Genomic DNA, 21,877 nt, shown 5'->3' with positions numbered 1-21,877 from the left:
TGGATTTCCGCTTCTCGCAGGGCTGCGAGTTGCGGCAGAGGGACTCTGCGGCTAGCTCGCGACCAGGGTGCCGACGACAGGAGTCGGCGTGGATCTGTCACTTGATGAGTTGCCCACCGACGGTCTCCGCTATTGATTAGAGACGACATGGTAGCCGATACGGCCGCCGGGGTAAACCCTGGGCCCCAGACAGCAACATATTGAAACAAAATGAGGTTTTACCACGAGGGAGCCATAGCTCCCTCGTTTTCATCGTCCGGTCTGGGCTATTTCATGCCCATGCGCTTCAGGATCATGGCGGCGGGGCAGAAGCCGGTGAACGCACTCTGTATCAGGTTGACCCCGACAAAGACGCTCAGCCAGACGAAGCCCGGGTGGACCCAGGCAGTGAGCAGCAGCGACAGCAGCAAGATGCAGCCTGCGACCACTCTGACTCCGTTATCGACTGTCATGTGTCACTCCTCTTTCTGGTTATTTAGTGGTTGCTAATTTAGTGTTGATTTATACAATAGACTAAATATCAGTAATTGCTAATTTATGCTTATGAGCCCATTCGACGAGATGCACAGACACGCGACGGCGGCCGCCTCCCTGCTCAAGGCGTTGGCCCACCCTGAGCGCCTGATGGTGCTCTGCCAGCTGGTGGAAGGGGAGAAGGGGGTCGGGGAGCTGCTGACCCACAGCCAGCTCGGGCAGTCGGCCTTCTCCCAGCAACTTTCGGTATTGAAGCGCCATGGCCTTATCCGTTCGCGCAAGGTCTCCCAGCAGATCTACTACTCGCTGGTGAGCGAGGCGGCCGCCGATGTGCTGGCGGCGCTGAAAATCCATTTTTGTCACTCAGAAAATAAGGAATCTTGATGATGGAAAGCCAATGGCTGCTCTCTTTGGGCGGCGGCATGCTGGCAGGGCTGTCGGCCCTGATCCTGATGCTGTTCAACGGCAGGGTGGCCGGGATCAGCGGCATTCTGGCCGGAGCCTTGCAACACAGACAGGCCTGGCGCTGGCTGTTTCTGCTGGGGCTGGGGGCGGGCGCCTGGCTGGCGTTGACCCTGGGCTGGGCCAGCATGCCCGCCTTCACGGGTCTGCCTGGCTGGCCCGTCGTGCTGCTGGCCGGCCTGCTGGTGGGCATAGGCACCCGCCTTGGCAATGGCTGTACCAGCGGTCACGGCATCTGCGGCATGGGGCGGCTCTCCCTGCGCTCCATCGTCGCCACCCTGACCTTTATGGCGGCCGGTGTCATCACCGTCTTTCTGACCCACCACCTCTTCTGACAGGTTGATTGCCATGAGATTGCTGACAAGTTTGCTCGCGGGTTTGCTGTTTGGGCTGGGGATGGCCATCTCCGGCATGGTGGATCCGGCCCGGGTCATCGCCTTTCTCGATCTGGCGGGAGTCTGGGATCCCAGCCTCGCCTTCGTGATGGGGGGCGCCCTGCTGGTCTTTATGCCGGGTTATTTTCTGCTGGTGAAACCCCGCCGCCAGAGTCTGCTGGGGGAGCCCATCGTCGCCGTCCCCCCCCCCAGGCTGGATCGCCGCCTGATCGGCGGGGCCGCGCTGTTTGGCATCGGCTGGGGGCTGGCGGGCATCTGCCCCGGGCCAGCCTTGAGTCTCATTTCCAGCGGGCAGCCCATGATAATGTTGTTTATAGCGGCCATGGTGGCCGGGATCTTGCTGGTCGACCGGGTGCTGGTTCACGCACGGAACAAGGCTCGCCAACCCCATACCGCCTGATCCCGTGAAGTGACTGATGACGCCAGGGAAGGAGAGTGATGATGGAAAAAATCCGGTTGCTGGGGATCACCTTGCTGGTGATGACATCGCAGGCCATGACATCCACCCAGGCCCTGGCCGCAGCAGGGGAGTCGGTGGCCCCGCAGATAGAGCCCTTGCTGACAGTGGCGCCACAGCCGGTGACCGACTGGCTGACCCTGGATGGTACCGTCAGCGCCATCCATCAGGGGACGGTGGCGGCCCAGACCAGCGGCCGGGTCTCCCGCATGCTGGTGGATGTGAACGATGAGGTGGTGGCGGGGCAACCGTTGCTGGAGATCAGCGGCAAAGAGCAGTTTGCCGCCGTCACGGGGGCCGAGGCGCGGCTGGCCCGGGCGCAGGCCCAGCAGGTGGAGGCAGAGCGCCAGCTCGCCCGCTTTCAGGCGCTGATTGCCAAGGGGGTGATCACCCGTGCCCAGCTTGATAATGCCGAGGCCTCCGATCGCGCCGCCCGCGCCGAGGTGAATGCGGCCAATGCGGCCCTCACTCAGGCCCGCGAGGCCTACGGTTATACCCGCATTCTGGCCCCCTACGCCGGTGTGGTGACCAAACGGCTGGTGGAGCTGGGGGAGACGGTGGCCCCCGGTACGCCGCTGCTCTCCGGCTTCTCCCTTGACGAATTGCGAGTGGAGGTGGAATTGCCCCAATCCGCGCTCGCCCTCGCCGGTCAACCTGCGGATGTGCAGGTGCTGCTGCCCGATGGCAAGACCGTTACCCCCGCCAAACTGACCCGCTTCAACTATGCCGACAGCCAGAGCCACGCCTTCAGGTTGCGCCTCGACCTGCCGCCGCAAACTGCCGGGGTATTGCCCGGCATGTGGCTCAAGGTGCAGCTCAAGCAGGGTGAGCGTCAGGTGTTGCAGGTGCCGGACCGCGCCCTGCTGCGGCAAGGGGAGTTCAACGGTGTCTATCTGCAGCAGCCCGCTGGCTGGGCCCTGACGCCGGTACGGGTCGGCCATTGCGTCGAGGGACAGTGCGAGATCCTGGCCGGTCTGCAAGCCGGTGACAAGCTGGCTCCCGATGCCTGGGCGCAGCAGCAGGAGGTGGCCCATGAGTAGCGAGCTGAACGGCAACAAGGAGAGGCTGGGGCCTGCCGGTCGGCTGGCTGCGCTGTTTCAGGGCTCGGCCATCACCCCGCTGTTGGCGCTGGTGGGGCTGCTGCTCGGTCTGTTTGCGGTGCTGGTGACCCCCAAGGAGGAGGAGCCGCAGATCGATGTCACCTTCGCCGATGTCTACATTCCCTTCCCGGGGGCCACGCCGGCGGAGGTGGAGTCCCTCGTCACTACTCCTGCCGAGCAGGTGGTCTCCCAGATAAAGGGGATCGATACCCTCTACTCTTTTTCCCAACCCGATGGGGCCCTGCTGGTAGTGGTGTTCAAGGTGGGGGTGAGCCGCGAGCAGGCCATCGTCGATCTCAACAACCAGCTCGACTCCCACCGCGACTGGCTGCCACAGGGGATCGGGGTCGGTCAGCCACTGGTGAAACCCCGGGGGATCGATGATGTCCCCATCGTCAGCCTCACGCTCTGGAGCAAGCAACTGGGGGCACCCGAGCTGACCCGGGTCGCCCATGAGCTGGAGACCGAACTCAAGCGCATTCCCGGTACCCGCGATATTTACACGCTGGGCAGCCAGAGCGCCGTGCTGCGGGTGATGCCGGATCCGGCGGCCTTGAGCGCCCATGGCATCAGCTGGGGCGAGCTGAGTCAGCGGCTTGCCGCCGCCAATCAGGTGGGCACGACACAGGCCATCTGGCAGGACAACAGTGAGATCAAGGTGCAGGTTGGGCAGTTCCTGCAAAGCGAGCAGGAGGCTAGAGAACTGGTGGTGGGGCTGCACGACGGCAAGCCGGTCTATCTGGGGGAGGTTGCCAAGGTCTCCCTAGGTCAGGAGACCCCGACCAAGCGCAGCTGGATGGGGCTGGGGCAGGCCAGTTATCCGGCGGTGACGCTGGCCATCGGCAAGCAGCCGGGCCAGAACGCGGTCGAGGTGGCCAAGCGGGTGGAGGCGCGGGTCGAGAGTTTGCAGAACCGGCTCATCCCGGCTGGCGTCGAGGTAACAGTGACCCGCGACTACGGCGTTACCGCCGAGACCAAATCCAACACCCTCATCGGCAAGCTCATTTTTGCCACCACGGCGGTGGTGCTGCTGGTGCTGGTGAGCATGGGTTGGCGCGAGGCGCTGGTGGTGGGCGTTGCCATCATCATCACCCTGGCACTGACCCTGTTTGCCAGCTGGGCCTGGGGTTTTACCCTCAACCGGGTGTCGCTGTTTGCGCTGATCTTCTCCATCGGCATTCTGGTGGATGACGCCATAGTCGTGGTGGAGAACATCCACCGCCATCGCGGCCTGGGCAAGGGGGCGCTCAAGGCGCTTATTCCGGGGGCAGTGGACGAGGTGGGTGGGCCGACCATACTGGCGACCCTGACCGTGATCGCGGCCCTGCTGCCGATGGCCTTTGTCAGCGGCCTGATGGGCCCCTACATGAGCCCCATCCCCATCAATGCCAGCATGGGAATGCTTATCTCCCTGCTGGTGGCCTTTATCTTCTCCCCCTGGCTGGCGAACCATTTGCTCAAGGGGGACGTGCATGCTGCTCACGGCGAGGCCAAGGCTGGCCTTTTTCACCGGCTGATGACCCCTTTCTTGATCGGTGATGGCGCCAAGCGGGCCAGACGCAAGCTCTGGCTGGCCATCCTGCTGCTGGTCGCGGGCGCCGCCGCCATGCCCATGTTGCAGTGGGTGGTGCTCAAGATGCTCCCCTTCGACAACAAGTCGGAATTCCAGCTGGTGCTCGACATGCCGAAGGGGGCGACGCTGGAGCAGACCGAGCGCACTCTGCTGGCGGTCGGGCGGGAACTGGCCAAGGTGCCCGAGGTGAAGGATTACCAGATCTACGCCGGCAGCGCCGCCCCCATCAATTTCAACGGGTTGGTGCGTCATTACTTCATTCGCAGCGGCGCCAACGTGGGGGATATTCAGGTCAATCTGGTGGACAAACACGATCGCCATCGCAGCAGTCACCAGATTGCCCAGTCGGTCCGAGCACCGCTGCAGGCCATCGCCAGCGCTGTGGGGGGCAACCTGAAAGTCGTTGAGGTGCCCCCCGGCCCGCCGGTCTGGTCACCCATAGTCGCGGAAGTGTATGGCCCGACACCGGCCGCCCGTGAAGCGGCGGCGCGCGCCGTACAGGCCCGTTTTGTGGCTACGGCGGATCTGGTGGACGTGGATATCTATCTGACCGACCCGCAGCCCAAGTGGCGGCTGGTGGTGGACCGCAGTAAGGCGGCCCTGCTCGGGGTCGATCTCGGCGACCTTGTGAACACCCTCAATGGCGGGGTGGGTTATCAGGATGCCAGCTGGCTGCAGGGGCACGGCGCCAAGTATCCGGTGCCGATCCGCATCGAACTGGCCCCCGGTGACAAACGGGATCTGGCGGGCGTACTGGCCCTCAAGGTGCGCAGCCAGAGCGGCCAGTTGGTGCGGGTCTCCGAGCTGGTGAGTCGCCGTGACGAGGTAGCCCCCAGCTATATCATGCACAAGAACATGCAGCCCATGGTGATGGTGGTGGCCGACATGGGCGGCCACACCGACAGCCCGCTCTACGGCATGTTTGCCGCCGGTGCCGACATCGACCTGCCCCAATATTACGTACAGCAGCCCGATAAATTGGGAGAGGTGGCGATGTTGTGGGACGGGGAGTGGAAGATTACCTACGAGACCTTCCGCGATATGGGTATCGCCTACGGGGTGGGGATGATCCTCATCTACCTGCTGGTGGTGGCCCAGTTCCGCTCCTATCTGGTGCCGCTCATCATCATGGCTCCCATTCCGCTCACCCTCATCGGGGTGATGCCAGGCCACGCCCTGCTGGGGGCCCAGTTTACCGCGACCTCGATGATCGGGATGATCGCCCTGGCCGGGATCATAGTGCGCAACAGCATCCTGCTGGTGGACTTTATCGAGCAGCAGCGCCGCGCCGGAGTGGCGTTCGAGCAGGCGGTGATCGAAGCGGCGCAGGTGCGGGCCAAACCCATCATGCTGACGGCGCTGGCCGCGATGATCGGGGCCCTGTTTATCCTCGATGATCCCATCTTCAACGGACTGGCCATCAGCCTGATTTTCGGGATCCTGGTCTCCACCTTGCTCACCCTGGTGGTGATACCCTTGCTCTATTATGCCCTGCTCTCCCGACGCTCATGACGGGAGGCACTAGCGAAGGCGAAATGATGCCCTGCTCTCCTGCCAGACGTGGCGGGAGCCAATAGCGAAAGGATGCGCGATGAAGAGAGGCTGGCTGTGGTGGGCGGCGGGTGCCGGGGTGGCGGTGGCGGCCCTGGCATGGTGGTGGCGACCCCAGGGGACGCCGGTCAAGCTGGTGGCGGTCGGGCGGGGAGATGTGCTGGTGACCCTGGTCAACACCCGGGCCGGCACCATCAAGTCGTGCCAGCGGGCCGGGCTCAGTCTGCCCGGTGGCGGCGTGGTTGCGCAGATCGCCGTCAAGGCCGGGGACAGGGTGGCGCAGGGGGATCTGCTGCTGACCCTCTGGAGCGACGATATCCGTGCCGATCTCAGCCGCGCCCGCGCCCAGCAGGCCCTCGGCAAGACCCAGCGCGAGGAGCGCTGCAGCGAGGCCGCCTACTACGAGCGGGAGGCCAACCGGCTGGCCACCCTGCTCGCCAAGAACCTCACCTCCCGCACCCTGGCGGAGCAGGCCCAGAATCTGGCCGATACCCGCCGCTATATCTGCCGGGCCTCCCGCCAGCAGGAGCGGGTGGACGAGGCGCTGGTCGCCCAGGTGGAGGCCCGTCTGGCCGAGCGCCGTCTGCAGGCCCCCTTTGCCGGGGTGGTGGCGGAGGTCAACAGCAAGCTTGGCGAATACATGACCCCCTCACCCCCAGGGGTGGCCATGCCCCCCGTCATCGATCTCATCGACGATCGCTGCCTCTATGTCTCGGCCCCCATCGATGAAGTGGATGCCGCCCGCCTCAGGGTGGGCCAGAGCGCCCGGGTACTGCTCGATGCCATGCCCGGGCGCGACCTTGCCGCCACCGTCACCCGTATCGCCCCCTATGTGAAGGAGCTGGAGAAGCAGGCCCGTACCGTGGAGGTGGAGGCGGCGCTCACCGCCCCGCCGAGCGATGTGCCCCTGCTCATCGGCTACAGCGCCGATCTCGAGGTGGAGGTGACCCGCGCCACCGATGTGCTGCGGGTGGCGGCCAGCAGCCGGGCCGACGATGGCAGCGTGCTGCGGCTGGAGGGGGATCGGCTGGTGCGGGTGCTGCCCCGCTGGGGGGTGGAGAACTGGAACTGGATTGAGGTGGCGGAGGGGCTGGCCGCCGGTGACAGGCTGGCGGCCCAGCCCGGCCAGATAGTCGGGGAGGGACCCTTCACCGCCGCCAAGGAGCAGACGGATGAGTGATCTCATTCGCCTCGAGGCCGTCAGCCGTCGCTTCACCCTGGGGGGCGCTGAGGTGGCGGCCCTCGCGCAAGTCTCCCTGCGGGTCGCCGAGGGGGAGTATCTGGCAGTGATGGGCCCCTCGGGCTCCGGCAAGTCGACCCTGCTCAACGTGCTGGGGCTCTTGGACCGGCCAGACGAGGGGCGCTACTGGCTGGGAGGGGAGGACACGGCCACCCTGTCAGAGCCAGCGCTGGCCCGGCTGCGGGGCCAGCGCATCGGCTTCGTGTTCCAGTCGTTTCACCTCATCTCCCGCCTCACCGCCCGGGAAAATGTCGAGCTGCCGCTGATGCTGTGCGGCGTCCCCCCCGCCGAGCGCCACAGTCGCAGCCAGCGCCTGCTGGAGGAGCTGAGGCTGGACAATAGGGCCGACCACAGGCCCGCCGAGCTCTCCGGTGGTCAGCGCCAGCGGGTCGCCATCGCCCGGGCCATGGCCATGGCGCCGCGCCTCATCCTGGCGGACGAGCCCACCGGCAATCTGGACTCCCGCTCCGGGGAGGAGGTGATCACCCTGCTGGAGGGGCTCAACCGGGAGCAGGGCATGACCCTGGTGGTGGTGACCCACGATCCCCGCCTCGGCGAGCGGGCGGGCAGGCGGCTCTCGATGGATGACGGCCGCATCAGCAGCGACAGCGGCGGGGGCTGAATGCGGCGCCCCGATGCCCTCCGCTTCGCCGCCGTGGCCCTGCTGCGCCAGCGCACGCGAGCGCTGGTGTTGATCCTGGCGGTGAGCCTGAGCGTCACCTCGGTGCTGCTGCTCACCGCGCTGGGAGAGGGGGCGAGGCGCTATGTGGCCGAGCAGTTCAGCTCCCTTGGCAAGGATCTGCTGGTGATGTTCCCGGGCCGCAAGGAGACCACGGGCGGGCTGCCGCCGGTGACCGGCAACAGCCTGCGGGAGATCACCCTGGATGACATGCACTACCTGGGCCAGCATCAGCCCCAGCTCAGGCTGGTGCCGCTGGTGATGGGCTTTGCCGAGGCCAAGCAGGGGGCCCGGGTGCGCCAGACCATGCTGCTTGGCAGCAGCAACGACTTGCGACATACCCACGGGCTGACCCTGCTCGCCGGCCGCTGGCTGCCGGGGGAGGCCACAGAGGATAGGCCGGTCGCCCTGCTCGGAGACGTGGCGGCCCGTGAGCTGTTCGGTCAGGCCGATCCGGTCGGTCAGTGGCTGCGTTTTGACAATCGTCGCTTTCGGGTGGTGGGAGTCTTCACCAGCCAGAGCAGCAATCTGGGGATGGACATGGCCGAGGCGGCGCTGATCCCGGTGGGCAGCGCCATGGGGCTGTTCAACACCGAGGGGCTGTTTCGCCTGCTGATCCAGCCGTTGGCCGGGCAAGCTGTGCCCCCGCTGATCACGAGGCTGGAGCAGCTGATGCAAGCGCGCCACGGGGTGCTCGATGTGACTCTGGTGCGGCGCGACGCCATGCTGGCCACTTTTTCTACCATTCTGGCCACCCTCACCCTGGCGGTCGCCGGTATCGGGGCCATCAGCCTGCTGGTCTCCGGCATCATGATGATGAATCTGGCGTTGATCAGCACCCGCCAGCGCACCGGCGAGATAGGCCTGCTCAAGGCGCTGGGGGCCGACAGCCGCCAGATCCGCCAGCTGTTCTTGTGGGAGGCGCTGCTGCTGAGCGGCGGTGGCGCCCTGTTTGGCACGGCCCTGGGCTATGCCCTGGTGGCCCTCGCCGCGCTGATCTGGCCGAGCTTCCCGGCGGCGGTGCCCTGGCTCGCGCCCCTCTGCACCATACCCGCGGCCCTGCTGACCGGGCTCTTCTTCAGCTGGCTGCCCGCCTCCCGGGCGGCGCGGCAGGATCCGGTCAGCAGCCTGCGCAGCGGGCAATGGAGCGGCGGCTGATGCGCCTCGCCGATCTGCTGTTCTGGCTCTGGCGCGCCTTGCTGGCAGGGCGCAGTCGCAGCCTGCTGTCGGCGCTCGGCATCGCCATCGGGATCGCCTCCGTGACCCTGCTCACCGGCATAGGCGAGGGGCTCAGGCTCTATCTGCTCGACAGCTTCTCCCAGTTCGGGACCCGGCTGATCGCCGTGACCCCTGGCAAGACCGAGACCGCCGGCGGCCCGCCCGGCATTCTCTCCAGCAGCCGTCCCCTGCTGCTGGAGGATGCCGATGCCCTCGCCAGATTGCCAGGAGTAGAAGCCGCCCTGCCCGTGGTGCAGGGGCAGGGGGAGGTGCGCAGCCGCGGGCTGACCCGCAGCACCGCCATTCTGGGCACCGGCTCGGCGGCGCTCTCCGGCTGGCGACTCACCCTGGTGCAGGGGCGTTTTCTGCCCGCAGATGACAGTGCCATGCCCCGCGCCTATGCGGTGCTGGGCGCCAAGGTGGCCGCTGAGCTGTTTCCCGGCGGCGACGGGCCGGGGAGTCTGCTGCGGGCCGGGGATCGCCGCTTCCGGGTGGCCGGGGTGCTGGCCCCCAAAGGGCAATTTCTCGGCTTCGATCTGGACGACATGATCTATCTGCCCGCCGCTCACGCCCAGGCGCTGTTCAACAAGGAGGGGCTGCAGGAGATAGACGTCATCTATGGGGCCGGACAGGGTGAGGCCGAGATCACGGCCCAGATCCGGCGGGTGCTGATCGCCCGCCACGGCGCCGAGGATTTTACCCTCACCTCCCAGCAGGACATGCTGGCGAGCCTCGACAAGATACTCTCCATCATCAAGCTGGCGGTCGGGGGGCTCGGGATCATCTCGCTGCTGATCGGGGCGGTCGGCATCTTCAGCATCATGAGCATCGCCCAGCAGGAGCGGATCCCCGAGGTGGGCCTGCTAATGGCGCTGGGCTGCCCACGGCGGCGCATTCTATTGTTGTTCCTGCTCGAAGCCGTGGTGCTGGCGCTGCTGGGGGGCGCCATGGGACTGGCCCTGCTCGGGGGGCTCAAGCTGCTGCTCGCCCTGCTGGCGGCCGGCTTGCCGCTCAGCCTCCATCCCCTCTATCTGCTGCTGGCCCTGGGGTGCAGCGCCCTGGTCGGTCTGCTGGCCGGGGTCGCCCCTGCGCTGCGGGCGGTGCGCCTGGACCCCGTGGTCGCCCTGCGGGGGGACTAGGCGACGATCTCTGTCATCTGCGAGGGGGGCGCTGGTTTGAACAGGGGGAAGTAGCGCCTGTCCGCCTGGCTCATGTGGCCGACCACCAGCTCCTGAAGGATGAAGTTGAGCAGCTCGTCGTTGCCAAGCGTCCCCGCCCTGGCGGCGGCCATCAGCTGGGAGGCCTTCTCCAGCAGCCTCTGGTGATCCCGTCGATGGCTGGCCAGCTCCCCATAGTCGTATTCAGCCAGCAACTGCTCTTCGAAGGCGAAGTGCTGGCGGGCCATCTCGAACAGGCTCGCCAGACTCTCCAGAAACGGCTCGGGATTTTCGCCCGGATCCTTGATGTGCTCCAGCAGGCGGTTGGCCAGCATGAAGAGCCGGTGATGCTCGGCATCGATGCGGGGATGGCCGCACTCATGGCCGGGATGCCACAGCAGGGCCCCCTGCGCCGGATCCCAGGCGGTCGTGAACAGGCAGACCCGGCCACGGCCCTGGTTCTTCGCCTGATACATGGCCTGGTCGGCGTGGTGCATCAGGGTCTTGGGGTCGGCGCCATGCTGCGGATAGAGGGCCACCCCTATGCTGCTGGAGATGCGCAGCGCCTGCTGCTCGAGCAAGAACGCATGGTGCAGGCTCTGGTGCAGCTTGTCGGCCACCCCCAGGGCGGCGTCGCCGGTATCGGGCAGCAGGATCACGAACTCGTCGCCCCCCAGCCGCGCCACCAGATCCTCCTCGCGTACGCAATGGCCCATGCGCTCGGCCACCAGCTTGAGCAGCAGATCCCCGGTCTCGTGGCCGAAGGTGTCGTTGATGGGCTTGAAGTGGTCGAGATCGATGAAGATGAGGGCCAGGGGACGCTCGGGCGCCTGCTGCAGCCTCTCTTTCAGCCGTTGTTGCAGCAGGCGGCGATTGGCCAGGCCGGTGAGGGGGTCGTGGAAGGCGAGGCGGCGCATCATCTCCTCCCGGGCCGCCCGCTCGGTGATATCCCGGGTCACCCCCAGGATGGCGTCCGGTCGCGCCCGGGTGTTGCCGTGCAGGGTGGTGACCGTCTCTATGGCCACCAGATGCCCATCCTTGTGGCGCAGCTGGGAGTGGATGACGCAGCGGGTCTGGGCCTGCTCACCCCGTTGCCAGGCGGCCAGGGCGGCGCTCATCTCCTCGCGCAGCTGTCGCCTGGATTCGTCGGGCAGCAGTTGCTTGAGGGACATGGTGAAGAGCTCGTCGGGCTCGTAACCGCTGAGGGGGCCTATGGCCGGGCTGACGTAGCGAAACCGCAAGGAGGCGGTGTCCATGGTCCAGATGACGTCGGCGCTGTTCTCCGCCACGAAGCGATAGTGCTGCTCGCGCTGGGCCAGCTCCCGGGTGAGCCGCTGGCGATCCCGCGCCTCCTGGCGCAGCCGCAGATGGAGATACAGGAAGATGCCGAGCAGGGCCAGCAGGGAGAAGGTGATCAGCATGGCCACCGCCACGCTCCTGTCGAGCAGTTGCCGCTGCTGGCGCAGGCTGGCCTGGGCACTGTCGTAGATGAAGGGGGCCAGGTCGGGCACCGCCTTGATCATGCCGGCATCCAGATAGGTTCTGGCGATCTGCAGCCAGCGCTCCTGCTGCATGTAGCCCGGCTCTATGAGGTCGGGCTGCATCAGCGCCCGGGTTTCGCGGGCCTCGAACGCCAGCTGCTCGCGTCCGGCCCCGCTCGGATACTGCGTCATGATGAGGTCTATCATCTCCTCGGGATTGTCCATGGCATAGCGCCACCCCTTGAGGCTCGCCTGCAGGAAGGCATGGACCCGCTCCTGCCCGGTGGCGAGCTCGTGCTCAGAGGTAAAGAGGTTGTCGCCGTAGAAGTCAAAGCCGATGTCGCGGGGATTGAACACTCGGTAGGGGATGTTCAGTTGAGTCAGGGCGAAGGGCTCGGTGGAGCTGTAGGCGCTGATGGCGTCCGCCTTGCCGGTCAGCAGCGCCTGCAGCCCCTGCTCGTAGGGGAGGGTGTTCCACTGTCTGGTCTGCGTATAGTGATGAAGATAGGTCAGCAGCTCGTTGGATCCCGGCTCCAGCATCAGGCGCTTGCCGGCCAGATCCGCCGGGGTGCGGATATCGGGTCTGTCCAGGGTCAGCAGCACCAGGGGGGAGTGCTGCAACATGGCGGCGAGCACCACCACGGGGCGACCGGCGGCCCGGGCCAGCAGCAGATCGCTGCCACCGATGCCAAAGTGGGCCCGGCCCGTGGTCACCTCGTTGATCACGTCGGTGCGGGGACCGGCCTCGCGCAGGCTGACCTGCAGACCGGCATCCCGATAGAAGCCCTTGGCGATGGCGGCATAGTAACCGGCAAACTGGAACTGGTGCTGCCATGGCAGTTGCACTATGACGTGCTCGTCTGCGCGCAGGGAGGGGGTGATCAGGGCGGATATCACCACCCATATCGACAGTAGCCAGCGGCCAGGCTGGCAGGATGCATCGGACTCCGTCATACCGCTATTCTCTCGGGAGGTGCTCTGCTGGCTAGAGTCAGACAATTTCTTCTCCTTCGCAAGGGGAGGAAAGCCCATAAAGCAAAGGAATGCGGGCTATTAAAACTCATTTTTGTGTCATTCATCACGCTGGGTGGAGGAATAGGGCGTTTTGGCACCTCATCTGGCCTGGCAGTGGCCCCTGGTGGATGAAAAAGAGAGTCATTTCATGCACCTCTTCGTGCTTGCAGGGCGCTCCGTTGCTGATAGATTGAATTTTTTTCTGCGCTTTCAGGTCAACTCCGGCCATCGCAGCCATAGTGGATGGCAGAGCGGGTGGCTGGGGCCGTGGTCAGGGGAGGACGCCCCGGGAGCAGGGTGGTATGGTAGTCTCCCCTTTTTCCAATGAGGTCCCCCTATGTCTCCTCCCATGTCTCCCTTGCGCCTGCTCGTCTCCGACTCCCACGATCCCCTGTTCAACCTGGCGGTGGAGGAGTGCATCTTCCGCCAGATGGACCCCACCCAGCGGGTGCTGTTCCTCTGGCGCAACGCCAATACCGTGGTGATAGGCCGGGCCCAGAATCCCTGGAAGGAGTGCAACACCCGCCGAATGGAAGAGGACGGCGTGACCCTGGCGCGGCGCAGCAGCGGCGGTGGGGCCGTGTTCCACGATCTCGGCAACAGCTGCTTCACCTTCATGGCGGGCAAGCCCGGCTATGACAAGGGCGTCTCCACCGCCATCGTGCTGGATGGCCTCAAGCGGCTGGGGATTGCGGCCTCTGCCTCGGGGCGCAACGATCTGCTGGTGGCCACGGCGGACGGGGATCGCAAGGTGTCGGGTTCGGCCTACCGGGAGACCCAGGATCGCGGCTTTCACCACGGCACCCTGCTGCTGGACGCAGACCTCGGCCGTCTGGCCAACTACCTCAACCCCGACCCCAAGAAGCTGGCGGCCAAGGGGATCACCTCGGTGCGCAGCCGGGTCGCGAACCTCTGCGAGCTGCTGCCGGGGATAGATCACCGGCAGGTGAATGACGCCCTCATAGAGGCCTTCTTCCACTACTACGGTGAGCGGGTAGCGCCCGAACATATCTCCCCCGAGCGGATGCCGGACCTGCCCGGCTTCGCCGAGACCTTCGCCCGCCAGCGCAGCTGGGAGTGGAACTTCGGCCATGCCCCGGCGTTCAACCATCAGCTGGACGAGCGTTTCGGCTGGGGCGGGGTGGAGCTGCATTTCGACGTGGAGAAGGGGGTGATAGGACGGGCGCAGATCTTCAGCGACAGCCTGGATCCGGCGCCCCTGGATGCCCTGGCCGAGCGCCTGGTGGGGACGCCCTACCGGCCAGAGGCGATGGCGGCGCTGCTGCACTCGCTGATGGGGGAGTTCCCGGCCAGGGCCCACGAGCTGGCGGAGCTGGAGGCCTGGCTGGTGACGGCCCTGCGCTGAGAGGCATGACCCGGATCACGAAACGGAGCACGGGCTCCGGCGCAGGGGGGCCGTCAGCCCCCGACTGCCGTGGTCATGATAAAAAGTAGGGCAGGCCATTAGTTATTGTCGCTGTCTCCTGCGCCGCCCCGGGGGTATAACCGGGGCACATTTGCAGTACTAATGGTCTTATCATGAGCGATCTTGTCTATCTGAAAGATGACGGCGTCAACGCCGTCCACCCCGAATTCTCCGCCCGTTTCGCCACCGTCAAAGCCAACTTCTTCTCCCGCAACCCCGATCTCTGGCCGGTGTTTCGCGAGCCCGGTTTCGCCACCCTCAACGAGTTTCGCGCCCGTGGCCTGGCGCCGGATGCGCGCCTGAACGCCTGGCCCGATGGCCGCGCCCGCCTCGCGGATCTCTGCGAGACCATGCCGGTGCCCGCACAGATGCGCACCCCGGGGGAGCCCATGACGGAGCTGCTGTTTGCCGGCGCTCTGTCGAAGGACTGGGAGAACCCCTCCAGCGTCGAGAACGTCATCACCATGTCGGCGGATCCCGCCATCTACGGCGCCCAGATGGGGATCCTCGCCAACCCCAACCTGGTCTACTCCGAGTATGCCGGGGTGGCGGAGGAGCTCGAAAAGAAGGTGGTGCGCCAGATTGCCCTGCTGGCGGGATACGATCCGGCCCGCGCCACCGGCATCTTCACCCAGGGGGGGACCTTCTGTAACCTCTATGGCTACCTGCTCGGCATTCGCAAGAGCTTGCCGGAGGCCAAGCACAAGGGGCTCGGTCACTATCAGGACTACCGCATCATCAACTCCCAGGGCGGCCACTACTCCAACATCACCAACCTCTCCCTGCTCGGGGTGGACATAGAGAACAAGACCATCCGCATCCAGGTGGGCGAGAACAACGACATCGATCTCGCCGATCTCGAGCGCACCCTGACCGCCTGCTTCGCCCTCAAACATGTGGTGCCCACCATCATGCTCACCATGGGCACCACGGACACCTTCGGGGTGGACCGGGTCAAACCCGTGGTCGAGCTGCGTGACAGGCTGTGCGAGCGCTTCGAGGTGGAGGTCAAGCCCCACATCCACGTCGACGCCGCCATCGGCTGGTCGATGATCTTCTTCCTGGACTACGACTTTGCCGCCAACCCGCTCGCCATCAACGGCGCGACCCTGGCGGGCATAGAGCGCAACGTGGCGCGCTTTGCGGAGCTGAAATACGCCGACTCCTTCACCGTGGACTTCCAGAAGTGGGGCTATGTGCCCTACACCTCCAGCCTGGTGATGATCAGGGAGCAGGAGGATCTCAAGGCGATGGAGAACGACCCGGAGAACTTCTCCTACTTCGAGCGGGACATTCAGGGCCAGACCCACCTGCAGTCCACCATAGAGTGCTCCCGCGGGGCGAGCGGCCTGTTCGGCGCCTATGCCGCCCTCAACTACCTGGGGGTGGAGGGCTATCGCACCGTGCTGGCTCACTGCCTGCAGAATGCCAACTACTTCCGCTTCCGCCTGAGCCAGCTCGGCAACGTCAAGCTGGTGGCCCAGGAGAACCAGGGGCCGAGCGTGGGCTTCAAGATCTACAACCCCGAGTGGGTGAGCGACCCGGAAGCCGAGTTCGCCTTCGAGCTGGCCCGCAGCCCGGACGCGGCCTACAGGGCGCGGCTGGCCCGCAACACCGAATACCACCGCAACCTGTTCAAGCAGCGCGGCAAGGTGGGGCTCTATACCAACTGGGTAGAGGCGGTGGCGCACTCGGAGTACGACGCGCGCGGCAAGTACTCCTATATCGCCGGGGAGAAGGCGGTCTTTATGAACCCCGCCTGCACCCGCGAGCAGATCGACGCCTTTATCGACCATATTCGCGGCTGAATCCGGTCGAGATCGCAGATAAAACAACGGCGGGATTATCCCGCCGTTGTTTTATTACCGTGGCCAGCGTTCACTGCTTCTGCAGTTGCGTCACCGTCAGCTTGCCCGCCGGGTTCTCGGCGTGGAAGCGCACCGCATCCCCCACCTTGAGCTCCTCCAGCAGGGCCGGATCGGCCACCCGAAAGACCATGGTCATGGCCGGCATCTTGAGGTTGGCGATGGCCTCGTGCTTGATCCCCACCTTGCCGTTGGGTGCGTCGATGCGGCTGATGATGCCGCGGGTCATGGTCACGTCGCCCGCCTCCGCCATGGTCATCCCCTCCATCTGGGACATGTCGTGCCCCTCGTGGTTCATGATCATCTCGGCCTGTGCCTGCATGGCGCCAAGGCCGAGCAGCAGGGTCAAAGTGAGTGTCTTGTAGTTCATCTGATTTTCCTTAACGTCGTTGATTTGGTTGTGCATCAGGGTTATTCGGCCTGTTCATTCACGCTTTGGTCCAGGGCACGGCGTTTCCACAGATAGAAGGCGGCGGGCAGCACCAGCAGGGTCAGCACCAGGGCGCTCACCATGCCGCCGATCATGGGGGCGGCGATACGCTGCATCACCTCGGAGCCGGTGCCGTGGCTCCACATGATGGGCAACAGGCCGGCGATGATGGTCACCACCGTCATCATCTTGGGGCGCAGGCGCAGGGCGGCGCCGTGGATCACTGCCTGGTGCAGGCCTGCCTTGTCCGGTTTGCCGCTCGCCACCAGGTCATCCCAGGCGTGGTTGAGGTAGACCAGCATCAGGACGCCTGTCTCCACCGCCACCCCGGCCAGGGCGATAAAGCCCACCCCCACCGCCACAGATAGGTTGAAGTCGAGCAGCCAGAGGGTCCAGATCCCGCCCACCACCGCCAGCGGCAAGGTAGTGAGAATGAGCAGCACCTCCTGGAAGCGGCGAAACGCCAGATAGAGCAGCAACACGATAATGGCGACGGTCAATGGCACCACGTAGGCGAGGCGCGCCTTGGCCCGCTCCATGTATTCGTATTGGCCGGACCAGGTGAGGGCATAGCCCGCCGGCAGCGCCAGCTGCTTGTCCACCTCGGCCTTGGCCTCTGCCACAAAGGAGCCGATGTCGCGGCCGCGAATGTCGACGTAGACCCAGCCGTTGAGGCGCGCATTTTCGCTGCGCAGCATGGGCGCCTCGTCGCTGATATAGACCCGGGCCACGTCCGCCAGGGCGATGCGCGCGCCGCTTGGGGTCACCAGCGGCAGCAGCTCCAGGCTGGCTACCGAGTCGCGATAGCTCTGGGGGTAGCGCAGGTTGATGGGGTAGCGCTCGCGCCCCTCTATGGTCTGGCCCACCTCCATGCCGCCCACCGCGGTGGCGAGCACCGCCTGCACATCGGCGATGTTGAGGCCATAGCGCGCTGCCTTGAGCCGGTCGATATCCACCTTGACGTAGCGGCCGCCGGCCACCCGCTCGGCGTAGACCGATGAGGCGCCCTCCACCTCGCCGACGATCTGCTCCAGCTGCTGGCCGAGCCCCTGAATGACCTTGAGATCGGGCCCCGCTATCTTGATGCCGACCGGGGTCTTGATGCCGGTGGCCAGCATGTCGATGCGGGTCTTGATGGGGGGCACCCAGGCGTTGGTGAGGCCGGGGAAGCGGATGAGGGAGTCGAGCTCTTCTTTGAGCTTCTCCGGGGTCATGCCGGGGCGCCACTGATCCCGGGGCTTGAGCTGGATGCTGGTCTCCATCATCACCAGATCCGCAGGATCGGTGGCCGATTCGGCGCGCCCCGCCTTGCCGAACACGTTCTGCACCTCGGGCACGGTACGAATGAGCTTGTCGGTCTGCTGCAGGATCTCCCGCGCCTTGCCCACCGAGATATTGGCCGCGGTGGTGGGCATGTACATGATGTCCCCCTCATCGAGCGGCGGTATGAACTCGGAGCCCAGGTACTTGAGTGGCCAGAAGCCCGCCACCGTCACCACCGCCGCCAGCATCAGCGTGGTTTTCGGACGGGCCAGCACGGCCTTGAGCAGCGGCACATAGCCCTGGCTCAACCAGCGGTTCAGCGGATTGGCCTGCTCCGCCAGCACCTTGCCGCGGATGAAGTAGCCCATGATCACCGGCACCAGCGTGATGGCGAGTGCGGCCGCGGCGGCCATGGCGTAGGTCTTGGTGTAGGCGAGGGGGTGGAACATCCGCCCCTCCTGCGCCTCCAGCGCGAACACCGGCAGGAAGCTGATGGTGATGATGAGCAGGGAGAAGAAGATGGCGGGCCCCACCTCTATGCTCGCCTCGGTGATGATGCGCCAGCGGTTCTTGTCGGTGAGCGCCTCCCGCTCCATATGCTTGTGGACGTTCTCGATCATCACGATGGCGCCATCCACCATGGCGCCGATGGCGATGGCGATGCCGCCCAGCGACATGATGTTGGCGTTGATCCCCTGCAGGTGCATCACGATAAAGGCCACCAGAATAGCGATGGGCAAGGTGATGACCACCACCAACGACGATCGCAGGTGGAACAGGAAGGCGAGGCAGACCAGCACCACCACCGCGAACTCCTCCACCAGCTTGCCGGAGAGGTTGTCGATGGCGCGCTGGATAAGGTCGGATCGATCGTACACGGTGACGATCTCTACCCCCTCCGGCAGGCTGCTTTTCAGCTCTGCGAGCCGTTTCTTGACCCCGTCTATGGTGTGCTGGGCGTTCTCGCCGAAACGCATGACGATGATGCCACCGACCACTTCCCCTTCGCCGTTGAGCTCGGCGACGCCGCGTCGACTCTGGGGGCCGGTGACCACATCCGCCACGTCACCCAGCAGCAGCGGGGCACCGCGCACATTGGTGCCGAGGGGGATCTGCTTCAGATCCTCCACGCTCTTGAGGTAGCCGTTCGAGCGCACCATGTACTCCGCTTCCGCCATCTCGATGACGGAGGCGCCGGTCTCCTGGTTGCCCTGCTGGATGGCGGTCTCGATGAGGGAGAGCGGGATGCCGTAGGCGCGCAGCTTGTCCGGGTCGACCCGGACCTGATACTGGCGCACCATGCCGCCCACGGTGGCGACCTCGGAGACGCCGTCCACCGTCTGCAGCTCGAACTTGAGCAACCAGTTCTGCAGGGAGGTGAGCTCGCTGAGGTCATGCTTGCCGGTTCTGTCCACCAGAGCGTACTGGTAGACCCAGCCCACCCCGGTGGCATCGGGGCCGAGCTGGGGGCGGGCAGAGGCGGGCAGATTGGGGGCCACCTGGCTCAAATACTCCAGCACCCGGGCACGGGCCCAGTAGAGGTCGGTGTTGTCGTCAAACAGCACATAGACGAAGGAGTCGCCGAAGAAGGAGTAGCCGCGCACTGTGGTGGCCCCCGGCACCGCCAGCATGGCGGTGGTGAGCGGGTAGGTGACCTGATCCTCCACCACCTGGGGCGCTTGGCCCGGATAGGATGTCTTGATGATCACCTGGACGTCGGAGAGATCCGGCAGGGCGTCCACCGGGGTCTGCTTCACCGACCAGAGCCCCCAGGCGGTGAGCATGACGGTCAACAGCAGCACCAGAAAGCGGTTGCCGACGGACCAGCGAATGATGGCAGGAATCATGATTGGACTCCTTTCTCATGGGGCGCAGAAAGTGAAGAGCGGTTGTTGGCAAAGCCGCGAATGATGGAGGGGGTCATGACTTCTTCTCCATCTCGGGCATCGCCATCTGATGCTGGCTATGGTCCATGCCTTCCATCTCATCCTTTGCCGGCGCATCAGCGCTGGCCGGAGCACTCTCCTGATGGATGCTGGTGATGCGGTACTCATCCCCCTCCTGCAACACCTGCAGATGGAGAGTCTGCCCCTCGGCCAGCTTGCTGATGTCCACCCCGTCCGCCACGGTGAACTCCATCTCCATGGCGGGCCACTGCCACTCGGGGATGGGTTGGTGGGAGACCATCAGGGTACGGTTGGCCAGATCGATGCTTTCAACCTCGCCCTGGGTCCACACCTGGGCCGGGCGCACCGCCGTCATGCGCTGGAAGTCAGAATCGATGGCCGATTCCGAGTCGAGCAGGAACTGGGCCGAGCTGACGATGCTGTCCCCCGCTTCAACTCCCTCCCTGATGGCCACCTTGTCGCCAAACTGGGGGCCCAGGGTGACGGCGACCGACTTGAAGCTGCCATCCCCCAGCGCCAGCACCAGCCTGTCCTGGCTGCCGGTGCGGATCACCGCTTCGCTCGGCACCACCAGCCGGGGTTCCCCCTGCCCGGTGCGAATGCTCACCTTGGCGAACATATTGGGTTTCAGGAACTCGTCCGGGTTGGCGAAGCGCAGCCGTACCTTGAGGGTGCGGGTGGCGGCATCCAGGGTCGGGTAGAGGTAATCGACCCTGCCTTGCCAGTGGCGGCCGGGGGCATAGTCCAGGGTCATGGTGACCGGATCCCCCACCTTCAGCTGGGCCGCCTGTCGCTCGAACACCTCGGCGCTCACCCACACCTGCTTGAGGGTGCTGATGTTGAACAGTGCCGCGGCGGGCTCCACATACTGGCCCTCGCGCACCTTCAACTCGGAGACATAACCGCTGCTGGGGGCATAGATGCGCACCGTCTCCTGCACCTGGCGGGTGCGCTTGAGGGCCGCTATCTGATCCGCCGGCACCTGCAGGGACTTGAGCTTGCCCTCGGCGGCGCGCAGCAGCAGGGGGTTGGCCGTGTTGAGCGCCAGCAGATACTCGTGCTGGGCGTTGACCAGATCCGGGGCGTAGAGCTCGTAAATCAGGCTCCCCTTGCTCACCTGCTGCCCCTCGCTCTTGATGGCGAGGGTGCGGATCCAGCCTGCCATGCGGGCGTTGACCGCCTCCAGCCTGTCCTCGTCATAGCCGACATAGCCCACCGTCTCGATCTGCTGGTGGATGGGCAGCTTTTCGACCTTGGCGAGCCGCACCCCCAGGTTCTGCTGGATCTCGGGGCTGATGGTGACGGTGCCGGGGGAGCCGCTTTTTTGCTCCTCATAGACGGGAATGAAGTCCATCCCCATGTTGTCCTTGGCGGGGCCATCGCGCTTGTCGCGGGGATCCATGGGGTTGACCCAGTAGAGCGGGGTCTTCTCGGCGCTGGCGCCATCGCCAGGCAGGTGGCTGGCGACCCAGTAGCCGCCACCGGCGCCAAGGGCCAGCAGCAGGGCGGACATCAACAGTGTCTTGTTCATGACAAGCCTCCGGCGCGCGGGAGGCGAAGGGGCGGCTGGCACGGCCGCGCGCTGGCAGACCGGGTAACTGGGGTGGATGACATGGTATCTCTTCTCTTCTGTCAGGCCGCCGAGTGGGTGATGGGTAAGGCATCACGGGCGGCAAACGGGGCGCAGCTGTGTCAGCGCGCACGGCTCCCTGCGAGCGGGCCGGTTTGGCCAGGGCACAGGGTCAGGCAAGGCGGCAGAAAACGGGCAGGCCGAGGCTTGCCGCCGCCGCGAGAGAAGGGCTTTCTAGTGGCGCAGCACCGACAGCATCAGGTGCCGGCGCGGCCAGGAGGGAGGGTGGGTACCGCGGGATCGCAGGAAGGGATCCCGCAACCAGTTGTCCAGCACGCTGCTCGCCGTCCCGAGGGGCAGCAGCAACAGGGGCAGGGCGAGCAGGGTCAGCAGGGCGGCCAGCAGCGGCAGCCCGGCCCCCATGGGCGAGGTGAGGCCGCCGTGCATCTGGCACTCGTCCTGATTGGGGTCGGCGGCAGCGTAGCCATCACTGCCGTCGTGGCAGGAGAGCCCCTGCATGGCCGCAGGCATGGTGGCGGCCCCGGTCATGGGGGGGGGGGGGGGGGGGGGGGGCGGCCACCCCCCCCCGCCCCGCCGGCCGGGGGCGGGAGGGGG

16 protein-coding genes and 1 pseudogene are annotated in these 21,877 nt (G+C 65.7%); 11 read left to right on the top strand and 6 right to left on the bottom strand.

Going from position 1 to position 21,877, the window contains the following annotated elements; all coding sequences use genetic code 11:
• Positions 1–266 precede the first annotated feature (266 nt).
• A complete protein-coding gene (locus AAHB08_RS20105) occupies positions 267–452 on the bottom strand; it encodes a YgaP family membrane protein (RefSeq protein ID WP_043132505.1) in 186 nt (61 codons plus the stop codon).
• A 91-nt stretch (positions 453–543) separates the two neighbouring features.
• Here AAHB08_RS20105 and AAHB08_RS20100 point away from each other — a divergent pair, with 91 nt between their 5' ends.
• From AAHB08_RS20100 to AAHB08_RS20060, 9 genes are all read left to right on the top strand, one after another.
• A complete protein-coding gene (locus AAHB08_RS20100) occupies positions 544–858 on the top strand; it encodes an ArsR/SmtB family transcription factor (RefSeq protein WP_342059897.1) in 315 nt (104 codons plus the stop codon).
• Positions 858–1,271 (top strand): YeeE/YedE family protein, encoded by a 414-nt coding sequence (locus AAHB08_RS20095; protein WP_319916542.1) that lies wholly within the window; start codon positions 858–860, stop codon positions 1,269–1,271. The genes AAHB08_RS20100 and AAHB08_RS20095 overlap by 1 nt, the downstream gene beginning before the upstream one ends.
• A 13-nt stretch (positions 1,272–1,284) precedes the next feature.
• Positions 1,285–1,731, top strand: a complete 447-nt coding sequence (locus AAHB08_RS20090) for a YeeE/YedE family protein (RefSeq protein WP_342059896.1) — start codon at positions 1,285–1,287, stop codon at positions 1,729–1,731.
• A 41-nt stretch (positions 1,732–1,772) separates the two neighbouring features.
• Positions 1,773–2,828 carry an efflux RND transporter periplasmic adaptor subunit gene (locus tag AAHB08_RS20085; RefSeq protein ID WP_342059905.1) on the top strand — a complete coding sequence of 352 codons (1,056 nt, stop codon included), beginning with the start codon at positions 1,773–1,775 and terminating at the stop codon, positions 2,826–2,828.
• Positions 2,821–5,973 (top strand): efflux RND transporter permease subunit, encoded by a 3,153-nt coding sequence (locus AAHB08_RS20080; protein WP_342059895.1) that lies wholly within the window; start codon positions 2,821–2,823, stop codon positions 5,971–5,973. The genes AAHB08_RS20085 and AAHB08_RS20080 overlap by 8 nt, the downstream gene beginning before the upstream one ends.
• Before the next feature lie 79 nt (positions 5,974–6,052).
• Positions 6,053–7,192 carry an efflux RND transporter periplasmic adaptor subunit gene (locus AAHB08_RS20075; protein ID WP_342059894.1) on the top strand — a complete coding sequence of 380 codons (1,140 nt, stop codon included), beginning with the start codon at positions 6,053–6,055 and terminating at the stop codon, positions 7,190–7,192.
• Positions 7,185–7,874 carry an ABC transporter ATP-binding protein gene (locus AAHB08_RS20070; RefSeq protein WP_342059893.1) on the top strand — a complete coding sequence of 230 codons (690 nt, stop codon included), beginning with the start codon at positions 7,185–7,187 and terminating at the stop codon, positions 7,872–7,874. The genes AAHB08_RS20075 and AAHB08_RS20070 overlap by 8 nt, the downstream gene beginning before the upstream one ends.
• Entirely contained in the window at positions 7,875–9,089 is a 1,215-nt protein-coding gene (locus AAHB08_RS20065; RefSeq protein WP_342059892.1) for an ABC transporter permease, read from the top strand.
• Positions 9,089–10,288, top strand: a complete 1,200-nt coding sequence (locus AAHB08_RS20060; RefSeq protein WP_342059891.1) for an ABC transporter permease — start codon at positions 9,089–9,091, stop codon at positions 10,286–10,288. Before AAHB08_RS20065 ends, AAHB08_RS20060 begins: the two co-directional genes overlap by 1 nt.
• Here the strand turns inward: AAHB08_RS20060 and AAHB08_RS20055 are convergent.
• Positions 10,285–12,741, bottom strand: a complete 2,457-nt coding sequence (locus AAHB08_RS20055) for a diguanylate cyclase domain-containing protein (RefSeq protein WP_342059890.1) — start codon at positions 12,739–12,741, stop codon at positions 10,285–10,287. The two genes, AAHB08_RS20060 and AAHB08_RS20055, sit on opposite strands and share 4 nt — an antisense overlap.
• A gap of 409 nt (positions 12,742–13,150) precedes the next feature.
• On the opposite strand from AAHB08_RS20055, the gene AAHB08_RS20050 reads away from it, so the two are divergent.
• Positions 13,151–14,167, top strand: coding sequence for a lipoate--protein ligase A (locus tag AAHB08_RS20050; protein ID WP_342059904.1), 1,017 nt, complete (start codon positions 13,151–13,153; stop codon positions 14,165–14,167).
• A 173-nt stretch (positions 14,168–14,340) separates the two neighbouring features.
• Complete coding sequence (locus tag AAHB08_RS20045; RefSeq protein ID WP_342059889.1) at positions 14,341–16,035, top strand: pyridoxal phosphate-dependent decarboxylase family protein; 1,695 nt, start codon at positions 14,341–14,343, stop codon at positions 16,033–16,035.
• 70 nt (positions 16,036–16,105) lie between these two features.
• Here AAHB08_RS20045 and AAHB08_RS20040 read toward each other — a convergent pair whose 3' ends face one another.
• The 4 genes and pseudogenes from AAHB08_RS20040 to AAHB08_RS20025 form a co-directional block, all read right to left on the bottom strand.
• Positions 16,106–16,462, bottom strand: a complete 357-nt coding sequence (locus tag AAHB08_RS20040; protein WP_342059888.1) for a copper-binding protein — start codon at positions 16,460–16,462, stop codon at positions 16,106–16,108.
• 41 nt (positions 16,463–16,503) lie between these two features.
• The gene (locus tag AAHB08_RS20035) at positions 16,504–19,632 is read right to left on the bottom strand and encodes an efflux RND transporter permease subunit (RefSeq protein ID WP_342059887.1); all 3,129 of its coding nucleotides are present in this window, start codon (positions 19,630–19,632) and stop codon (positions 16,504–16,506) included.
• Positions 19,633–19,705: 73 nt separating this feature from the next.
• The gene (locus tag AAHB08_RS20030) at positions 19,706–21,223 is read right to left on the bottom strand and encodes an efflux RND transporter periplasmic adaptor subunit (protein ID WP_342059886.1); all 1,518 of its coding nucleotides are present in this window, start codon (positions 21,221–21,223) and stop codon (positions 19,706–19,708) included.
• A gap of 273 nt (positions 21,224–21,496) precedes the next feature.
• A pseudogene (locus AAHB08_RS20025) lies at positions 21,497–21,799 on the bottom strand (hypothetical protein); the annotation flags it as partial.
• Positions 21,800–21,877 lie beyond the last annotated feature (78 nt).

This window comes from Aeromonas sp. OTU364 (genome assembly GCF_038440395.1).
In the GTDB taxonomy this organism is placed as follows: domain Bacteria; phylum Pseudomonadota; class Gammaproteobacteria; order Enterobacterales; family Aeromonadaceae; genus Aeromonas.
Note: the sequence above shows the minus strand (reverse complement) of the source record. Positions and strands in the feature narration are given on the sequence as shown.

Coding starts and splice junctions, on each gene's coding strand:
- AAHB08_RS20105 (WP_043132505.1), bottom strand. CDS start 452: ATGACAGTCGATAACGGAGTCAGAGTGGTCGCAGGCTGCATCTTGCTG.
- AAHB08_RS20100 (WP_342059897.1), top strand. CDS start 544: ATGAGCCCATTCGACGAGATGCACAGACACGCGACGGCGGCCGCCTCC.
- AAHB08_RS20095 (WP_319916542.1), top strand. CDS start 858: ATGATGGAAAGCCAATGGCTGCTCTCTTTGGGCGGCGGCATGCTGGCA.
- AAHB08_RS20090 (WP_342059896.1), top strand. CDS start 1,285: ATGAGATTGCTGACAAGTTTGCTCGCGGGTTTGCTGTTTGGGCTGGGG.
- AAHB08_RS20085 (WP_342059905.1), top strand. CDS start 1,773: ATGGAAAAAATCCGGTTGCTGGGGATCACCTTGCTGGTGATGACATCG.
- AAHB08_RS20080 (WP_342059895.1), top strand. CDS start 2,821: ATGAGTAGCGAGCTGAACGGCAACAAGGAGAGGCTGGGGCCTGCCGGT.
- AAHB08_RS20075 (WP_342059894.1), top strand. CDS start 6,053: ATGAAGAGAGGCTGGCTGTGGTGGGCGGCGGGTGCCGGGGTGGCGGTG.
- AAHB08_RS20070 (WP_342059893.1), top strand. CDS start 7,185: ATGAGTGATCTCATTCGCCTCGAGGCCGTCAGCCGTCGCTTCACCCTG.
- AAHB08_RS20065 (WP_342059892.1), top strand. CDS start 7,875: ATGCGGCGCCCCGATGCCCTCCGCTTCGCCGCCGTGGCCCTGCTGCGC.
- AAHB08_RS20060 (WP_342059891.1), top strand. CDS start 9,089: ATGCGCCTCGCCGATCTGCTGTTCTGGCTCTGGCGCGCCTTGCTGGCA.
- AAHB08_RS20055 (WP_342059890.1), bottom strand. CDS start 12,741: ATGACGGAGTCCGATGCATCCTGCCAGCCTGGCCGCTGGCTACTGTCG.
- AAHB08_RS20050 (WP_342059904.1), top strand. CDS start 13,151: ATGTCTCCCTTGCGCCTGCTCGTCTCCGACTCCCACGATCCCCTGTTC.
- AAHB08_RS20045 (WP_342059889.1), top strand. CDS start 14,341: ATGAGCGATCTTGTCTATCTGAAAGATGACGGCGTCAACGCCGTCCAC.
- AAHB08_RS20040 (WP_342059888.1), bottom strand. CDS start 16,462: ATGAACTACAAGACACTCACTTTGACCCTGCTGCTCGGCCTTGGCGCC.
- AAHB08_RS20035 (WP_342059887.1), bottom strand. CDS start 19,632: ATGATTCCTGCCATCATTCGCTGGTCCGTCGGCAACCGCTTTCTGGTG.
- AAHB08_RS20030 (WP_342059886.1), bottom strand. CDS start 21,223: ATGAACAAGACACTGTTGATGTCCGCCCTGCTGCTGGCCCTTGGCGCC.